General features: G+C 66.5%; 13 protein-coding genes and 1 pseudogene. 7 read left to right on the plus strand and 7 right to left on the minus strand.

The window, feature by feature from the left end; genetic code table 11:
* Positions 1 to 5: 5 nt before the first annotated feature.
* A complete protein-coding gene (locus OG905_RS06270; RefSeq protein ID WP_328666603.1) occupies positions 6 to 1,058 on the plus strand; it encodes an FkbM family methyltransferase in 1,053 nt (350 codons plus the stop codon).
* A gap of 266 nt (positions 1,059 to 1,324) precedes the next feature.
* The gene (locus OG905_RS06275; RefSeq protein ID WP_328666604.1) at positions 1,325 to 2,446 is read left to right on the plus strand and encodes a glycosyltransferase family 4 protein; all 1,122 of its coding nucleotides are present in this window, start codon (positions 1,325 to 1,327) and stop codon (positions 2,444 to 2,446) included.
* Positions 2,447 to 2,806: 360 nt separating this feature from the next.
* On the opposite strand, the gene OG905_RS06280 is transcribed toward OG905_RS06275, so the two are convergent.
* Positions 2,807 to 4,009, minus strand: a complete 1,203-nt coding sequence (locus OG905_RS06280) for a glycosyltransferase family 4 protein (RefSeq protein ID WP_328666605.1) — start codon at positions 4,007 to 4,009, stop codon at positions 2,807 to 2,809.
* Positions 4,010 to 4,059: 50 nt separating this feature from the next.
* Positions 4,060 to 5,229, minus strand: coding sequence for a glycosyltransferase (locus tag OG905_RS06285; protein ID WP_328666606.1), 1,170 nt, complete (start codon positions 5,227 to 5,229; stop codon positions 4,060 to 4,062).
* Between the two features lie 744 nt (positions 5,230 to 5,973).
* Here OG905_RS06285 and OG905_RS06290 point away from each other — a divergent pair.
* Both OG905_RS06290 and OG905_RS06295 read left to right on the plus strand, forming a co-directional pair.
* Entirely contained in the window at positions 5,974 to 6,600 is a 627-nt protein-coding gene (locus tag OG905_RS06290; protein WP_328666607.1) for a class I SAM-dependent methyltransferase, read from the plus strand.
* A gap of 181 nt (positions 6,601 to 6,781) precedes the next feature.
* Positions 6,782 to 8,083 (plus strand): hypothetical protein, encoded by a 1,302-nt coding sequence (locus tag OG905_RS06295; RefSeq protein ID WP_328666608.1) that lies wholly within the window; start codon positions 6,782 to 6,784, stop codon positions 8,081 to 8,083.
* Positions 8,084 to 8,196: 113 nt separating this feature from the next.
* Here the strand turns inward: OG905_RS06295 and OG905_RS06300 are convergent, their stop codons facing one another.
* Positions 8,197 to 8,712, minus strand: a complete 516-nt coding sequence (locus OG905_RS06300) for a hypothetical protein (RefSeq protein WP_328666609.1) — start codon at positions 8,710 to 8,712, stop codon at positions 8,197 to 8,199.
* Between the two features lie 146 nt (positions 8,713 to 8,858).
* Here OG905_RS06300 and OG905_RS06305 point away from each other — a divergent pair.
* Positions 8,859 to 9,366: pseudogene (locus OG905_RS06305) on the plus strand (transposase family protein); the annotation flags it as partial.
* A 156-nt stretch (positions 9,367 to 9,522) separates the two neighbouring features.
* Here OG905_RS06305 and OG905_RS06315 read toward each other — a convergent pair.
* The 4 genes from OG905_RS06315 to OG905_RS06330 all read right to left on the minus strand — a co-directional run bounded on the left by OG905_RS06315 (position 9,523) and on the right by OG905_RS06330 (position 13,877).
* Positions 9,523 to 10,827, minus strand: coding sequence for a hypothetical protein (locus OG905_RS06315; RefSeq protein ID WP_328666610.1), 1,305 nt, complete (start codon positions 10,825 to 10,827; stop codon positions 9,523 to 9,525).
* A 249-nt stretch (positions 10,828 to 11,076) separates the two neighbouring features.
* Entirely contained in the window at positions 11,077 to 11,652 is a 576-nt protein-coding gene (locus OG905_RS06320) for an arsenate reductase/protein-tyrosine-phosphatase family protein (RefSeq protein ID WP_328666611.1), read from the minus strand.
* A gap of 91 nt (positions 11,653 to 11,743) precedes the next feature.
* Positions 11,744 to 12,844, minus strand: coding sequence for a glycosyltransferase (locus OG905_RS06325; protein WP_328666612.1), 1,101 nt, complete (start codon positions 12,842 to 12,844; stop codon positions 11,744 to 11,746).
* A gap of 175 nt (positions 12,845 to 13,019) precedes the next feature.
* A complete protein-coding gene (locus tag OG905_RS06330) occupies positions 13,020 to 13,877 on the minus strand; it encodes an FkbM family methyltransferase (RefSeq protein ID WP_328666613.1) in 858 nt (285 codons plus the stop codon).
* A gap of 211 nt (positions 13,878 to 14,088) precedes the next feature.
* On the opposite strand from OG905_RS06330, the gene OG905_RS06335 reads away from it, so the two are divergent.
* Positions 14,089 to 15,297, plus strand: a complete 1,209-nt coding sequence (locus OG905_RS06335; protein ID WP_328666614.1) for a glycosyltransferase — start codon at positions 14,089 to 14,091, stop codon at positions 15,295 to 15,297.
* Positions 15,294 to 16,271: an NAD-dependent epimerase/dehydratase family protein gene (locus OG905_RS06340; protein WP_328666615.1), complete on the plus strand. Its 978-nt coding sequence runs from the start codon at positions 15,294 to 15,296 to the stop codon at positions 16,269 to 16,271. Before OG905_RS06335 ends, OG905_RS06340 begins: the two co-directional genes overlap by 4 nt.
* Positions 16,272 to 16,286 lie beyond the last annotated feature (15 nt).

Here is a 16,286-nt window from a genome sequence, read left to right on the forward strand (position 1 = left end):
ATGACGTGCATGCGGAGTATCCGGCCGTGTGGCGCTCACAGGGGCCAAGGCCATCAGTCCGAACGCCGTTTGCCGCACGACAAACAATCAACCGCCGCAACGAGCTGAGGGATGGTCCGGAACCTGCCATTCGGTACCCCAGCCGCCCGAGGCGCCGCTACCCGGAATGGAGCAGACAATTGCCGACGACAGTCCATGGCATGGTCAAGATGGCCTGGGAACACCCTGCCAACCGCGGGCGCCGCGCTCAGGCTCTGGCTTCCATGGCCGGGTGGCAGATCTGGAAGCGACTGGTCGGACGTCCACTCGACCTGTCGGTGTACGGAAACATGTCGTTCCGGGCCTACCGCAACAGTACGCAGCCGGGCCGTTTCATCTACTTCGGCGGGCTCCCGGACTACGAAGAGATGACGTTCATGAAGCGCTTTCTGCGACCAGGGGACGGCTTCATCGACGGCGGCGCCAACGAGGGAATGTTCACTCTGCTCGCGGCCCAGCTCGTGGGGCCGAGCGGGGCTGTGCACGCGTTCGAGGCTGTGCCCGAGTTCGCGAACCGACTGCGGGAAAACGTCGACGCCAATTCGCTGGAATGCGTGACCGTCCACAATATGGCAATCGGGTCTGAACCGGGCAGGGTGTCGTTCGTCCTCAGAGGCGAGGGCTCCCGTATCCAGACGACGGCGGACCAGGACACCAGCATGAAGGTGAGGCTCGGCCGCCTTGACGACACCCTGCCGGAGCGGACTTTCGCGATGGGCAAACTCGATGTCGAGGGCTCGGAACAACATGCTCTCACCGGCGCCGCACAGTTGATCGCCCGCGGCCAGCCGGCAGTGTGGATGCTGGAGCTCGTCGACAAGTTCCTTCACCGCTTCGGGTCCTCTGTCCGTCAGACCCGGGAATGGCTCAACGACAACGGCTACGACATGGTGCTCTACGACCCGGACAGCAACAAACTGGTACCGGCACCGGACCCGTTCCGTCCGGCTCCCGACGTTCTCGCCGTGAGCCGCCAACGCCGACATGAGGTAGAGGCGCGCCTTGCGGGTACGTGGTGACGCGCAGGAGGACGGCCCTGCATCACGGCCGGTCCGCGGCGACCGGTCACGGACGCGCATCGAAGATCTCGTAGGTCCTCACACGGTCACGCGCACGTGGTGCGGCTCGTCCTTTCCAGTGAGACACGGCGGGGCGGACCGCGGACGGCGTGATGTGCCGCGATGCTGCGTTGCTATCCGGTTCATGTGCCGTGCCGGGACGGCCGCCCTTAGCGCCCGTGCGGGCCGGCAGCCGAGGTGGCACACGGGATGGAGCAGACACTGCGATGCATATTGTGCGTCTGAGCTACCGAGTCCCGCCGATGCCGGGCGGAATGGAACGCCATGTGGACTGCCTGACGCGCGAGCAGTTGAGCCGCGGGCACCGGGTAACCATGGCGTTCCGGCACGGATCGGCGGCGCCGGGGGCTGCGCAGTTGCCACTGCGCAAAACCGCCCTGTCACGGGCGCTGGCCCCCCGGTCCGACAGGACCGCGTTCGCTGCGGAGGCCGCCGCGAGCGTCCGGCAACTGTACGGTGGTTCACGTTCGCCCAGCGTGGACCTGGTGCATCTGCATGGTGACCATGTCGAGGCCATGTGGCTGGGCCCCGCGTGCCGACGCCTCGGCATCCCGCTGTGCCTCACCGTCCACGGAAGACTCTCGGTCCGGCGGCAACGACTGGCCCGGCACTCGTTCCAGCACGTGGACGCATTCATCGCGCTGGGATCGGGGACCGCGGCTGACCTCGTGACGTGCGGGGTGCGCGAACGACGCATCCTCACGATGTCCAGCGGTCTCGAGTTGTCCCGCATGCCACCCGCCGCTGGTGCCCGCGATCGTGAACGCGGCCTGATCGTCAGCGTCGGCAGCTTGGACCCGGTGAAAAACCACTGCCTGGTCATCGAAGCCTTCCACGAACTGGCCCGCAGCCGGCCGGGGCTGCGCCTCGTCATCGCGGGCGAGGGCCCGGAGCGGGACCGGCTCACTCAGCTCGCGGCCGCCGGACCGGGAGTGGAGTTGGCTGGTGCGCTGCCCCGGCAGGAGGTCTACCGGCTGGTGCGCCGCGCGGAGGTGTTCGTACTCGCGTCCTGCCGACTGCCTGGGAAGGGTGAGGGCGTACCCACAGCCGCCCTGGAGGCATTGGCTCTTGGCACCCCTGTCGTGGTGTCGTCAGATGCTTCGCTCGATCCGGTGGTCACGGTCCCCGAGGCCTACCGAGTCTTCCGGTCCGGGGTGAAGGCGGAACTGGTGACCACTCTGCGAACCTTGCTCGACGACGAGTCGGGCCGGAGCAGGATAAGTGAGCTCGGTAGGCGTTCAGCCGCGGAGCTCGACTGGTCCATGGTCGCAGGGCGAGTCGAGGAGTGGTATCGCACTGTACTGAAACGGCCTCCGGCCTCCGGCTGATCGCGGAGTTGGTCAAGCACAGGCGGGATCGGCAATTGATGCGTCGGCAGGCACGGTCTTCCACTGAGATCACGGGGAGTCGAGAACTCCATGGTCTTGGAAGCTCGTACCGGTCTCGCTTCCAGGACGCCCGACCATGAGACCATCACGAACCGGACACCGCGCTACTTTACCGAAGCCCTGGGTGCTCTCCGGGCACCGTCGAGCAATGCCCAACGGGCCATGTGCCGCTGGCCCAACCTCCTGTGCTCGACTTATCTGGCGCTGCTCCAACCCCGCGGGTGAGACCGCCCACCCCGCGGGGCGCGCCGGTTGTGCGGCACCTGGCCGTCACCGCCACGGCTGGCGGCGGTGACGGTGTCAGAGGAGCGCTTCAAGCATTGCCGCCGCTCGCTGCGGTGAGAACTCACTTCGCGCGCGCTGCCGCAGCCGCTGCCCGAGCGCGCGCCGGTCTTCGTGTGGCATCAGCATGACGGAGCGCGCGTGGGTGACCAGCGCCTCGAGGTCACCGACGCGAGCCACATAGGGGTAGTCGGTTCCCACCACGTCTGCGGACCCGCCCGCGTCCGTCGTCACAACAGGTGTGCCCGAGGCCATGGCCTCCAGCAGCACCCGCGGAAACCCCTCTTCGTAGCTCGGCATGACGAGGCAGTCCGCCGCGGCATACAGCTCGGGCAGGTCGCGGTTGGGCACGGCGCCCAGTACCTGCATCCGGCCGCCCAGCGCGGGATCGGCCGCCTCATGCTGCAGGCGGGACCGCTCCGGGCCGTCTCCCACGACGACGAGCCGGACATCCCGGGCAGGATCCTTCACCGCCGGGAGAACCGCGTTGAGCAGCGGCACCAGGAGACGGACTCCTCTCCGGTACGACAACCGGTGGACGTACAACATGACGAACTCGCCCTCGGCCCACCCGAGCCTCACCCGCGTCGCGCGCCGCGCATCTGCGCTCAACGGGGCGAACCGTTCGGCGTCGACGTCGTTGTAGAGCAGCCTCATCTTGTGCAGCGGCACTCCACACTGCCCGGCCATGACGGGGACCATGGTCTCCGGTCCGGTGACCAGACAGTGCACCGACCGTGCCGTCACCTTGTTGACGAGGTGACGGACCCTGTGGCGCAACGACCTGCGCTCGCCCGGTAGCCGCATGTTGGCCGTGCCGCTGCGCCACAGGAAGATGCGGTGGCGGTACACGGGATAGGTGAGGATCAGCACGGTCACAAACAAGGTGGAGTAGCGCAGGAAATAGGTCCGGTATCCGGCACGGGCGCAGCGGTGGACAGTGAGCAAGGCGCCCAGCACACGGCCGGGGCGGCTCCGGCCGGGCACACGAAGCAGCAGTCGCACCCCGGGGAGGCGCGCCGGCGGATCCCCCCGCTCGACGGCGGCCGCGACGTCGACCCGTGTCCCCAGGGCCGCGAGCAGCGCCGGAATGTGCGCGAAGTGTTCTGACTCGGTCTCGGAGAGATGGGGGACGACATAGACCAGTCGCGGGCGCGACCCCGGCTCCTCGGGGACCGGTGTGCACCTCCCCCGTTGACCAGCCGCCGACACTCGGCCCACAGCAATCTCCTCGCTCTTCTCGTCTGTTGGAACCGCCCTGGGCGTTCGGCTCACTCCGTGCCGACTGACCGGAAGAGGGCGGAGAGCGCGTCGATGTTCGTCTCGAAGCTGTAGGTCGCGAGAACATCGCTGCGTACGGAGGCCAGTTGCTCGGCGCTGGGCGGGGACGCCAGGACGTGCCGTACCCCGTTCGCGATCGCCGCGGGGACGGGCGTCACCACCGTCACACTGTCCCATCGCGCCGCGACCGCCGGAATTCCGCCGACCGAGGTGGCGACGACCGGCACAGCCGCGGCCGCGGCTTCCAGAAGAGTTCTCGGTAGCCCTTCGTCCCGTGAGGAGATGACGAAGAGGTCTGCGCGGGACAGCTCCGAGCGGATCTCGTCGACGCCGCGTGCGCCTAGGAACTCCACACGATCCGACAGACCGAGCCTCTCGGCCTGTTCGCGGAGGCCCGCCCTCAGCGGCCCGTCCCCCACGATCCTCAGCCGGGCCCCGGGGAGTGCCCCTACGAGCTCGGCCATCGCCGTCAGCAGCAGGTCGTAGCCCTTGGACGGGTGGAGTCGGCCGACCGTCAGGAGCTGAGGGGCGGCCGGGGCGGCGAGCGGCGGCCGACAGCGCTTCAGCGGCTGTTCCCAGACAGGGAGCAGCCGTGGAGGGACCAGCACGGAAGGGATGCCGCGCCGCTCCAGGCCGTCCAGCATCGACTGGGCGACGACTCTGCAGCCGTCGGCACGTCGGGCGAACATGACAACGGCCCGCCGCAGCACGGCTCGGCGCCAGCGGCCGAAAGCGGCGACCGGCAGGGCAAGGAGGTCGCCATGAATGTCCATCAGCCACGGACGCCTCACGACGCGGGCGATGAGCCAGGCGGACGGCCACCCCCATGGTTCCGCTCCGTTGACCACGACGGTCTCACCCCTGCGCACAGCGGCGCGCGCGACGCGAACACCGATAAGAGCCGATCCGACTGCCCAGACAAGCGACCGCAGAATGCCGGGCCGCCGAGGACGCCTGAGGACGTGCAGCGATCCTCGTCTGCGCTCCAGGTGCGGTCCCGCCCAGATGCAATAGGCACTGCCCAGACGGCCGGCCAGAGCGGCCCAAGTGCGGAAGTCCGCGGAGTCGTCGACGTTCGCCTGCCGGGACCCCGAGAGGGTGACGACCGTGAGCTGGGTCGGCTTCGTCCCAGCGGCTGCGGGCGCCTGCCGGGTGGTCATGAGGCACTGAGCCGGTAGGTGGAGTCTGCGGGATGAGCGCGCACCAACACGCTGCGCTCGAACATCGGATTGCTGCAGAGCATCACGTCTTCCTCTCGGGGAACGCCGTCGGACAGGGAGCGGCGTCGGTCACGAGGGACGTATTGCCGTCCGGCGCGGTGCCGGTGATGCGAAACCCACTCGTTCGCACAGAGCGAGTGCTGGCTGGTTACGCAGACCACAGGTGCGCTTGCCGCTCCGGATCGGCAAGCGGGGCAGGCATTTCGTCCAACATCGGCAGGGCGACGCAACTGCTGGGCAGGCAGGAGACGGCAGCCTCCCAAACGTGCATCCGAAGGCCCCGAAATCGCGGCATTGGCCTCAGCGTTGCATGGCGAAGCCCGACTACGGCACCGACGAGCCGCTGCAGGCGGCCTGTGCACTCCGATGGCGGACAGCCTGTACGGCGGAGTGAAGGACCCGCCGAACCGCTGCCGCTGAAACCGGCACCTTCACGCCCACACTCGAACCAGGCCATAAAGGGTGAACCTAAGATATTCCGATGGGCAGGAAATTTCGGATCGGAGCTCACCCGACGCGGCGTGTCTCCACGGCATGAACTTTCGCAAACGATACATATGGATGAGGAATTCGGCTTTGAAACGCTGACGTCGGCAATGTGCACCAAGTGAGCGCCGACAAGCAGGTTGAAGTCGCCTCGTCATGGACGAGCCACTCAGTAATTCTTGCGAAGGCGGACTGAACATGGACGTCATGGTGCTCGACCGCGAGGCGGTTACGCCGAAGGTATGCGGTGTTGTCCGGGCTTACCCGTCTATCTGGCGCGGGACCGTGATCGACATCGGCTGCAGGACACGAGATCTCGAGAAGGCACTGGCGCTCGAAGGGTACAAGGCGCGTTACATCGGAGTGGACGTAGACCCTCAGGCTGAGGTAGTGGCCGATCTCGGTAAGCGGCTCCCTTTTGAGGACAAGTCCGTTGATGTCATCACAGCCCTCGATGTTCTGGAACACACGGATGACATTCACCACGCCTTCTCGGAGCTCTGCAGAGTTGCACGGGGGCACATCGTTATCACCCTCCCTAATTGCTACGAAGTGCGTATCCGCGTACGACACCTGCGCGGCAAGCCCATCTCGGGAAAGTACGGGCTTCCCATCCAACGGCCGAACGACCGGCACCGCTGGTTCTTCTCGCTGGACGAAGCGCGCACCTTTGTCGGTGAGGTCAGCCACAAGAATGGTTGGAAGGTGGCGGACGAGCGAGCACTGGTCGGCTCCAGGGTGGAACTTATTCGCTCCGCCGTGCACCGCTGGCCCAACCTTCTCTCCCCGACATACCTGGCACTACTGCGACCGGTTGGTGGATGAGGTGCCCGAGCACGAAACCGGTAAGCGGGTCAAACGGCCGTGACATGGGCTCAAACTGCGCGAGTATTAAGGCGGTGTCCGAACCCGTCAGCGGGGATGGAAGACTGTCGGCCGATCAAGTAGCCACTGACACCAGACGGCCCACGATGCGGTCATTTCGCACCGCGGAGGCAACCAATTGATGCCGATCCCGTCTTGGAAGACCCCCCTGACCATCGCCGGTGTAGTGGCTTCGGTACCTCTGACCGCTCTGGCTGCTGCCAGCCCCGGCCACGCTCTCGTGATCCTCCTCCTCGCAGGAGCAGCGGTCTTCGTCATCACTGCTGGGCCTGGACTGATCGTCCTGGCCACGACGATTGTGGCTGTGATCCATCCGACTGCGTGGCCGGAGTTGGGCAAGCTATGGGGAGGCACGTTCCACTACGGGGATGCGGCGTTCGTGGTGGTCTGTTTTGCCGCACTGCTTCGGTGCACGTCTGCGCCTCGTGCACCTGTGTTGAAGGTCTTGACCGCGTTTCTCCTCTTCGGAGTGGCACGAAGTGCCACGGCGCATGGTCTCGAGAATACGCTGAGTTTCCTTCGAGTTATGGAGCCGGTCATCGCGGGCGCCGTGGTGAGCCTGTCATTGCCCCGAGAGTTCGACCTGTGGCGCTGGGCCCGTTGGGGATTGCTCGGAGCACTGGCCGCAGTGCCCCTCTTCGGCAACACCATCGACCGCTGGTACGGATTGCCCGGTGGTTCCAACGAGGTGGGATTGGTAGCCACCGTCTTGGTGATTATCGGTGCGGCGGAGTCGAACAAGATCGCCAAGACGCTGTTCATCGCGAGTGGCCTGGTCGGGCTGTTCGGGGCACGCGGAATTGGGGCCTCGGTGGGTGCTTTGGCCGGGCTGGCCGTGCTTTCTCTTGGCCGGAGCAAGCGAGTGCAGAATGTGGGCGCAAGGCGAGGCGTCAATCTTCTGGTCTTCGCCTGTGCGGTGGCATCTGCTTTTCTGCTCATCCCGGTGATTCGCCCGGACATGCATCTGACTCTCCAGATCCACAAGCTGCAGGCTGATTCCTTCTGGGGTGCCTTCGAGGCGACGAACCCGCTCGTGGGCGGTGGTTGGTCACAGGTGGACCCCACGGCACTCGTGGACACGTACCGGTACACACATCTAGAAGGTCTACACAACGTGTACCTGGATATCGCTGTCTACCTGGGCATCATCGGATCGGGCATGTTCCTCATGCTGCTGTGGCACACGTGGCGTCCACGGGACCTGGTAACACGCGCAGTTCTTGTCGCGACGGTCGTATGGTTCAACACCACTGGCGCCTTTCCCTGCGCAGGATGGGGGGTTCTCGGTCTGGCGGTCGCGGCCTCGACGTGCCGGATCCCAGGCCTTGGACGGGGAAAGTCCACAGTTCCGACGCCCCTTTCCCATCACGTTCAGCGTCTACCACCGTCGGCAGAAAATCGTCGCCAACATGCACGGACATGACGCTGTAGCCGGGTCGATGCCGACGCTGCCGCTCTTCACCTAAGGGCTTTTCCCGTAACTTCCGAGGGGGAAGCGAAAGCCCGGTGGCAACGGGGCCAGCCTCGGGAGCTGTCTCAGGCTTCGTTGTGGATCGGTGAGTCGGCCTGATCACGCAGCCGATCGCTGGAAACCTCCAGCCACTCGTCCACCACGTCGAGAGACTCGTCTAGGGCGGGATCGCGACTCCCACCGGGTGCATAGGCCGGTGACCTGTCCGCGCGCAGCGGCAAGTGAGCGCAGTACCAGGCCCGTTTGGCGCCCGCTCGCTCCGCGTCCGTGCCCGTCCGCAGATAGTCGAGCAGTGCTGTCATGACCCGGCGCCGTCCGAATGCGTAGAGCGCCGGCTCAACGAACCAGCGGCAGAAGCTGGGGTCCGGGTCGTCTACGGCTGTGGCCATCAACGGGGCGAAGAACTCTTCGGGCAGGCTGCCGCGTTCGAGTAGTGGTTTACGCACTGCATGGGCCAGGTGCCGCGCTCGTCGGTCCTCCGGCACGCTTGCCACGTTCTCGAGGCTTAGCACCCGAGCCACCTCGGCGGCGCATGACTGGAATGAGCGCGCTTCTGCCTCGTTGTGGTCCTCTTCTGCCATGTCGGCATTCTGGACCGGTCAACGTCCAACAGGTAGGGAGACGTTGGTCGCTGATCCAGGAACCAAGGCTCATCGCTCAGCTACTTCTCCCAGGGTGAAACGATCACGTAGCGGCTGGTGTGATCACGGCGTCGGTGCCGTCCTGGATGGGCCCTTCACTGGTCTGAGCCCCGCACTGCTTCGGCAAGCTGGTAGTCACGGTACGACGCGAGCGGGCCACTGATCCGCAGCGCGGCCGCCCCTGGGGCCTGTCGCTGGAGGACCGCAACCTGCTGGTCACGGCGTACTGGCGAACGAACTTGACGCTGCGACAACTTGCCCCGTTGTTCGGGATTTCCACGTCGGCCGCAGACCGCATCATCGACCACGTCGGCGCGATGCTCGCACTCCGGCAGCGGAAGCTGTTCCGCAACGACACCGTGCTCATCGTCGACGGCACCCTGGTGCCCACCCGCGACCACTCGGGCCGAGCAGTCGAAGAACTACCGTTATTCCACGGCCCATCAGGTCGTCACCGATGCCGACTCCCGCCGGATCGTCATAGTCGGCCGTCCCCTGCCAGGCAACCGGCACAATTCTCGCGGGTGGGAGGAGTCCGGCGCCAAAGCCGCCGTGGGTTCCAAGAGGGGAGTTCTACGCCTGTGCACCGGCGGTGCGGGATGACCAGGCCCGTGCTCTGATAGCCGCCGTCGGCAATCGTCATCGTCTTAAGGAGCAGCACAACCGATCGCGCCCGCCTGTACAACCTCACCCTCGCCGGACAGACGCACTACCAGACGGCCGGTGAGCCTGCCCTAACGAGTTCGAGGATCACTTACGGGACAGGACCTGCGCCGTCGGCACGCTCACGCGGGGCATGGTTGCGACGAGGATCCGCAGTACGAGGAACCAGCAGGCCGTGCTCAGCGCCAGCAGGCACAGGGAACCCCACGCGAAGGCCAGCGCCATGCGCTCCGGGCCCGCCCAGAGCTGAGTCACACCAACCAGCATCCCCAGTTGGCAGACGCCCTCGGCGGTCAGGAAGGCCAGCCGGACGCCCGGGAATCCCAGTGCCGACGGCAGCACCTTGCCCCAGATCACCGCGCCGCGCAGCGCGGCACCGGCCAGAAGCACCACCGCCGCCGTCGACAGCACCGTGTACTCGGCGCCGTACACCAGGCCCAGGAGCAGACCTGTGAGGGGAGCTGCGACCACCACCGCCAGCGCTCCGATCGCTCCGGTCAGCGCACTGGAGCGGAGGGCATCGCTCATCACCGCCGTACGGCGCCCATGAGCTCCCGCACGCGCCAGGCGCGGATAGAGCTGTGCCGCCACCGGGCTGACGAAGCTCAGGAAGAGACGACCCATCGACGTGACCACCTTCAGGTACGTCACCAGCACGGGTCCGCCGAAGAGTCCGGCAAGCAGTGAGACGCCGCTGTCCGAGGCAACGGAGACCGATCCGGTTGCCGAGGTCTTCACCAAGAAGCGCAACAGGCCCGGTGGCATCGCAATGGGGACTGCGGTGGGCGGACCGTATGCCTCGCGCAGTCGTCGGCAGGCACCGGCGGTGAGCACGACAGTCGAGAGCAGACCCGTGACCACGGTCGCCGCCAGGTAGCCGGCCGGGCCGGCGGTCAGCAGAGCCGTCAGCGTCACCAGGCAGCTGACGGCGGCGAGGGCCAAACGCATCCAGCCGAGCCGGCACAGCTGGTCGGCGAGCGCGAAGCCGGCCGAGGCGCTGCCCGAAACAGTGGCCGCTCCCGCGCCCAGCACGGCGGGCACGAGCAACGTGAGCAGTTCGGTGGAGATCCATCCGATGGCAGCGGCAGCCACCGCCACTACCACGCCCACGATCGTCGCCAGCAGTCCCGCCACGATGTCCAGCCGGAGAAGCCGGTGGTACAGCCGGGTGCCACGGCCAGGGCCGTGCAGCTGCTCGACCGGGACGAAGCGCTGTTGCGCGTCCTCGAAGCGCGGATCCCACAGCAGGAACCAGACCGATGCCATGGACTGGACGAAGAACACCTGTCCCGCCTCGGTGACGCCCACCAGCCGGACCAGCGCGACGCTGGTGGCGAACGAGAGTGCCGCCTCCACCTGGCCCGCGGCGGTGAGTGAGGCGAAGGTCCTCAAATGACGTTGCCAGGGCCGGCGCTTTCCGTCAGGCGTGGAGCAGTCTCGGTCCGTGAAATCCCTTGTGGACGTGGGCTGGTTCGGGGGCGAAGACGGCGTGCCGCTCACTCGCCGCTGCGACTCGTTCACAGGACCTTGCATGTGCTTTGACACACCTTCAGCACCCCCGGTACATATGCATATACCAGGCCACATTGACACATGCCTGTCCGCTCAGCCCACGATCTCCGAGCCCGTGTCTGTCCGGCATCACCCTGATTCAGCAACGCACGGTCGTGCCCGGTGGTTGGCCAACACCGCGGTGGCGATCCGTTCCACCGACTCCTCGATCCGCGTCATGCACTCCCGTACCTCCCCCGGACTCGCACCGAGCGGATCGGACACGTCGTCGTCAGCCGCGTCCGCCGGGGCCGAACCGCGCCGAGCCGCCGCACCCTCGACGAGCGCGGCGAACCTGGCAGCCGGATCCACCACCCCGGCGGCGTCCTCGGCCCTCACCAGCCGGGCGAACTCGCGCAGGCTGAAGGCCCGGTACAGCGCCCGCACGGGGGACAGCCGTACGGCCGCCTCGCGATGCTCCGTCGCCGCCCCCAGCACCAGATCCGAGCTCTCCACCAGCCCGGCGGTCAGCCGACGGGCGAGCATCCCGGACGGATCCCCGCCCCGTCCGGCGACAAGGGAAGCAGCCGTCGCCGCCATTGGCATGCCCGGCACGGCCTCTGTGCCCGCGCTGCTCACGTGGATCGTCGCCCGCACCGCGGCCAGCCGCTCTCTCAGCAGACACTCCGCGAGGGGCGACCGATAGAGATTGCCGGTACACACCATGAGTACCCGAAATCGGGGCTGGCAAGAGGTGCCGGAGGATGAGCCACAATCGGGCATGACGTCAGTACGTCCTTCCGGATAGCAAGACCGGCTACGCCCGGACGCCGTTCACGGCGCTGTACACGTCGTCGAACCACGCCACCGTGACTGCGACGTCCACTGCCCCAGCGTCGGCACGTGCTCCGGCGGCGAGCGCCGAATGGACCTCGGGACGCATAACACGCAACATGCCTTCGGCCAGCTGCTGCGGCGAACCGGGTGGAACGAGAATGCCGTTGTCGCCATCGCGTACCAGGTCAGGGACGCCGCCGACCGCCGTGGACACCACTGGTACTCCGGCGGCAATCGCCTCCATGACCACCACGGGCAGCCCTTCGTGCGTGGAGGACAGCACCAGTGCATCCGCGGCCGCCACCAAGCGGTTGGCCCCTGCAACCGCACCGAGATAGCGAACCCGGTCCCGCAAGCCACGCCGGTCGATATCCGTGAGCACCTGCTCGCGCAGAGGGCCATCCCCGGCCAGGACGAACAGAGCGTCGGTACGCCGGGCAAGCACCTGCGCAGCCGCCTCGATCAGCCCAGGGTGATTCTTCACCTTACGGAAGTTGGCCACGCAGGCGAACACAAAGGCATCTGTGGGGATCCCGAATTCCTCCCGTACCTGGTCGGCCCGCTGGGCCCAGGAACGTTGGGTGGCGACATCCACGCCGTGGATCCGCGTACGGACCTGGCGCGCGCCCCGCACGGTACCGGCGTTCGCCACTTGCGGTGAAACGGCTACCGTGATGTCGTCCAGCCACCGGGTCGACCGGTCGAGCAGCATGGTGAGCGGGCGTAACCGCACCTGATGCACCGTGGAGACAAGCAATGGGCGACGGCGCATCAGGCGCAGAGCGGGGCGCAGCGCCGCTGCCGGCAACGGGGAGTGGACATTGACGACGTCGGGGGACAGTCTTCGCACCACCCCCACCAGCCTGACGTAGCGCAACCACCGCGGGTGTGCCCGCAGATCGATGACCGTCACTCCACAGGCGCTGAGTGCGTCGGCCAGTTCCTCGGTGGCGGCGCGGAGAAAGACTACGGTGTAGTCGCGGTCGGTTCGGGGCGCGCGACGTAGCCGTTCCACCAGAAGAACCTCGGCGCCACCGACGTCGAGGGTTTTGATCACTTCGCAGATCCGTGCCTTGGCCATCGTGCCGCCTCCCATGCCGACCGACGGATACGTTGAGCAGCCACGTACTCGCTCGCGCTTTCGCAGAACAGGCATACTGCTATACGTGGCGGTGTTTGACTCAGCCTGGGCCGGCGTTTTAGCGGAAGTCACTCGAATACCGGCGAGAGGCCCACTTCTCACGTGCTTTTTTGGCTCAGGTGAGGGCGGCATCCCGCAGTCGCGTCTCAATCTCCGCAGCCCGTGCCCGGGAGACCGCGAAGACGTCCGTCCCATGGTCGCGCAGGGCGGGAATGAACCGGTTCGACTCGGGTTCGTATTGCATAAGGTCATATCCGTGGTCCCCCATCCATTGACGGACCTCGGCGACCGATGATCCGAATCGGGCCAGGAAGGGATCGACGAGTTCGAGGAACCACACCGCCGGCTCGGCACGGCACATGAGCTTTTCCGCGCCGCGCAGTGCACAGTGCTCCGCGCCCTCGATGTCGAGCTTGCCCATTGCCCAGGAGCGGTCCGGCAGCACCTCATCGAGTCGCACGACTTGCGCGGAGTGGGTCTCGCCTACGTCCTGCGCAGTCTGGATTCGGGAACCAGTCCCGCGCAGCACAAACGGAAGCATGCCAGGGTCCTCCCCAACCGCCGCGTCGTGTACCGATACACAACGCAGCCCGTTTCCTGCGACATTCTCGCGCAGCCTGGCTACATAAACGGGGTGGGCCTCGAAGGCGTGCACCTCGCCCTGGGGAGAAACGAGTTGGGCAGCCAGCAGAGTGAAGATTCCCTCATTGGCACCGCCGTCGATGAATCCGTCACCGGGACGGAGATACCTCTTCATGAAGGTCATGGCCTCGTAGTCGGGCAGGCCGCCGAAATAGATGAAGCGTCCCACCTGGGTGCTGTCCGGGTAGGCCCGGAAGCGCATGTCACCGTAGACTTTGAGATTGAAGGCCTTGCCCACGAGATGCTTGTATCCCTGCCACAGCGCCATATCTGCGAAGGCCCTCACGCGGCGGCCCCGGTTGGCCGGGTGGTTCGAGATCAGCCTGAACATTCCCTGCACCGTCGTTGGCATTGACTCCCGCTTCCAAAACACGGCAGCGCATTTGCCGTCCACTGCCTGACCACAGAGGCTCGACTGGGTACGAAGCTGTTTATATCCGGCCCGACCACGTACAGCTGGGCGCCACGCGGCACGAACCTGGCAGACAACATACGTCGCGCCCTTGACAGATCCTGGAGTGTGCTCGGCCTAATATCTGCGCATGTCGACCGCCACGTACCGAACCCCGGGTTCCGGCATTCCACGCCTACGCGTGCTGAGCGTCATTGCCAGAATGAATATCGGTGGACCGGCTGTCCAGATGTCGGCCATCATGCGGGGGCTGAATCCCGAGCGATTCGACCATCACCTGATCACCGGACATGTGGGTCCGAATGAGGCGGACTATCTGGAGCAGCGGGCACCCGACCTGCCGGTCCATCGGCTCAATGGCCTGGGACGGACTGTGCGGCCCACGGACGATGCGCGCTGCCTTCTCGAACTTACGGCAGCCATGCGCCGATTCCGGCCCCATATCGTCCACACGCACACAGCGAAAGCGGGCGCACTCGGGCGGGCAGCTGCCGTGCTGGCGCGTGTCCCCTCAAGGGTGCACACCTTTCACGGCCATCTCCTGCATGGCTATTTCTCTCCGGCAAAGACTCGGGTCCTGGTGCAGACCGAGCGCGGTCTGGCAGCCCTCACTGATCGGTTGGTTGCCGTGGGCAGTCGGGTGCGGGACGACCTCGTCGCCGCCGGCATTGGAAAGGCGAGCCAATACACGGTCACGCCGCCCGGCACCAGGCTTGCAACCGCACCAGAGCCAGCCGAAGCCCGGCGGTTGCTCGGTCTCCCGCAGGACTGCCCCGTGGTCGCCTACGTGGGGCGAATTACCGGAATCAAGCGGCCTGATCGCTTTCTGGCCGTGGCCCGCGAAGTACGCCGCGCTGTTCCCGCAGCGCATTTCGTGGTGTGCGGAGAAGGCGACTTCGAGCCGGATCCGGAGGCGGTAGCCGACCTCGGGGACTCGCTCCACCGGCTGGGCTGGCGCGCCGATGTGGAGACCGTCTACGCGGCCGCCGACCTGGTGTTGCTCACCTCGGACAACGAAGGCATGCCCGTCAGCCTGATCGAGGCCGGGCTGGCGGGACTGCCCGTGGTGGCCACGAACGTCGGCAGCGTTGCGGAGGTCGTACAAGACGGAACGACAGGGCTCCTGGCAGGACTGTCGTCAGGTGAGCTCGCTCGCCACACGGTGACGCTTCTGCGCGACGGTGAACTGCGCCGTCAGATGGGGGCACAGGCCCGTACGTTCACCACCCAGCACTTCGGCGCGGAACGTCTGGTGGCCGACACGCAGGCTCTCTACACCTCCATCGCGGTCGCCCGCAACTGGTGGACCGCATCCCCGTTCGAAAGGTCAGCACTGTGAACGTCCTAGTCACCGGAGGTGCCGGATTCATCGGTGCCAACCTCTGCCGAGAGCTCGCATCACGTCCGACCGTGGGCAAGGTCATCGCTCTGGATGACCTGAGCACAGGATTCGCAGCCAACCTGGCGGGAGTCGACGCGGAGCTGATTGAGGGCAGCATTCTCGACCCCGAACTCCTCGACGACATCGTGTCGGGAGTGGATGCTGTCGTCCACCTCGCGGCCCGCCCGTCCGTACCGCGGTCTCTGGCGGACCCCGTCGCCAGTCACAACGTCAACGCGAACGGGACGGTGTACGTCCTCGAGGCCTGCCGACGCCATCGCGTCCCCGTGGTCGCCGCCTCGTCCTCCTCGGTCTACGGAGCCGTCCCCGTGCTTCCCAAGCACGAGGACCTGCCCACGCGGCCCATGAGCCCCTACGCCGCGAGCAAGCTCGCCACCGAGTCGTACGTCCTTGCCTACGGGGCCTCGTTCGGCCTCCCGGTCCTGGCGTTCCGGTTCTTCAATGTCTACGGGCCGTTGCAGTCGGCGGGTCACGCCTATGCCGCCGTCGTACCGGCCTTCATCGATGCCCTGCTGCGCGGCACGCCGGTGAGAATCTTCGGCGACGGACTGCAGACGCGGGACTTCACCTACATCGGAACCGTCGTCAGGGTGCTGGCCGACGCTGTCCTGCGCAAGGTCACGTGCCCCGGTCCGGTCAACCTGGCCTTCGGTACGCGGGTGCCGATCATCGACCTGACCCGGCAGCTCGCGGACATCATCGGGTCTCCGGCCGACATCCGGCACGAGGCGGCGAGGCCGGGAGACGTCCGCCACTCCCAGGCCTCGGGCGGCCTCCTGCGCGAACTCTTCCCGGATGTCGCCCAAGTGCCGCTGGAGCAGGGGCTGGCCGAGACGGTGCGCTGGTTCCGTACCCTGCCCGAGTACGAAGCGGCGGTACCCGCAGAGCGCCTCACGGTGGAAGTGGGCTGACCACAGCACTGAAGG

Origin of the sequence: Streptomyces sp. NBC_00322 (assembly GCF_036147535.1) — a bacterium.
In the GTDB taxonomy this organism is placed as follows: domain Bacteria; phylum Actinomycetota; class Actinomycetes; order Streptomycetales; family Streptomycetaceae; genus Streptomyces.

What these genes read in the sequence shown, in the direction of transcription:
- OG905_RS06275 (WP_328666604.1), top strand. Translation starts at nt 1,325, where the DNA reads ATGCATATTGTGCGTCTGAGCTACCGAGTCCCGCCGATGCCGGGCGGA.
- OG905_RS06285 (WP_328666606.1), bottom strand. Translation starts at nt 5,229, where the DNA reads ATGACCACCCGGCAGGCGCCCGCAGCCGCTGGGACGAAGCCGACCCAG.
- OG905_RS06290 (WP_328666607.1), top strand. Translation starts at nt 5,974, where the DNA reads ATGGACGTCATGGTGCTCGACCGCGAGGCGGTTACGCCGAAGGTATGC.
- OG905_RS06295 (WP_328666608.1), top strand. Translation starts at nt 6,782, where the DNA reads ATGCCGATCCCGTCTTGGAAGACCCCCCTGACCATCGCCGGTGTAGTG.
- OG905_RS06300 (WP_328666609.1), bottom strand. Translation starts at nt 8,712, where the DNA reads ATGGCAGAAGAGGACCACAACGAGGCAGAAGCGCGCTCATTCCAGTCA.
- OG905_RS06320 (WP_328666611.1), bottom strand. Translation starts at nt 11,652, where the DNA reads ATGGTGTGTACCGGCAATCTCTATCGGTCGCCCCTCGCGGAGTGTCTG.
- OG905_RS06325 (WP_328666612.1), bottom strand. Translation starts at nt 12,844, where the DNA reads ATGGCCAAGGCACGGATCTGCGAAGTGATCAAAACCCTCGACGTCGGT.
- OG905_RS06330 (WP_328666613.1), bottom strand. Translation starts at nt 13,877, where the DNA reads ATGTTCAGGCTGATCTCGAACCACCCGGCCAACCGGGGCCGCCGCGTG.
- OG905_RS06335 (WP_328666614.1), top strand. Translation starts at nt 14,089, where the DNA reads ATGTCGACCGCCACGTACCGAACCCCGGGTTCCGGCATTCCACGCCTA.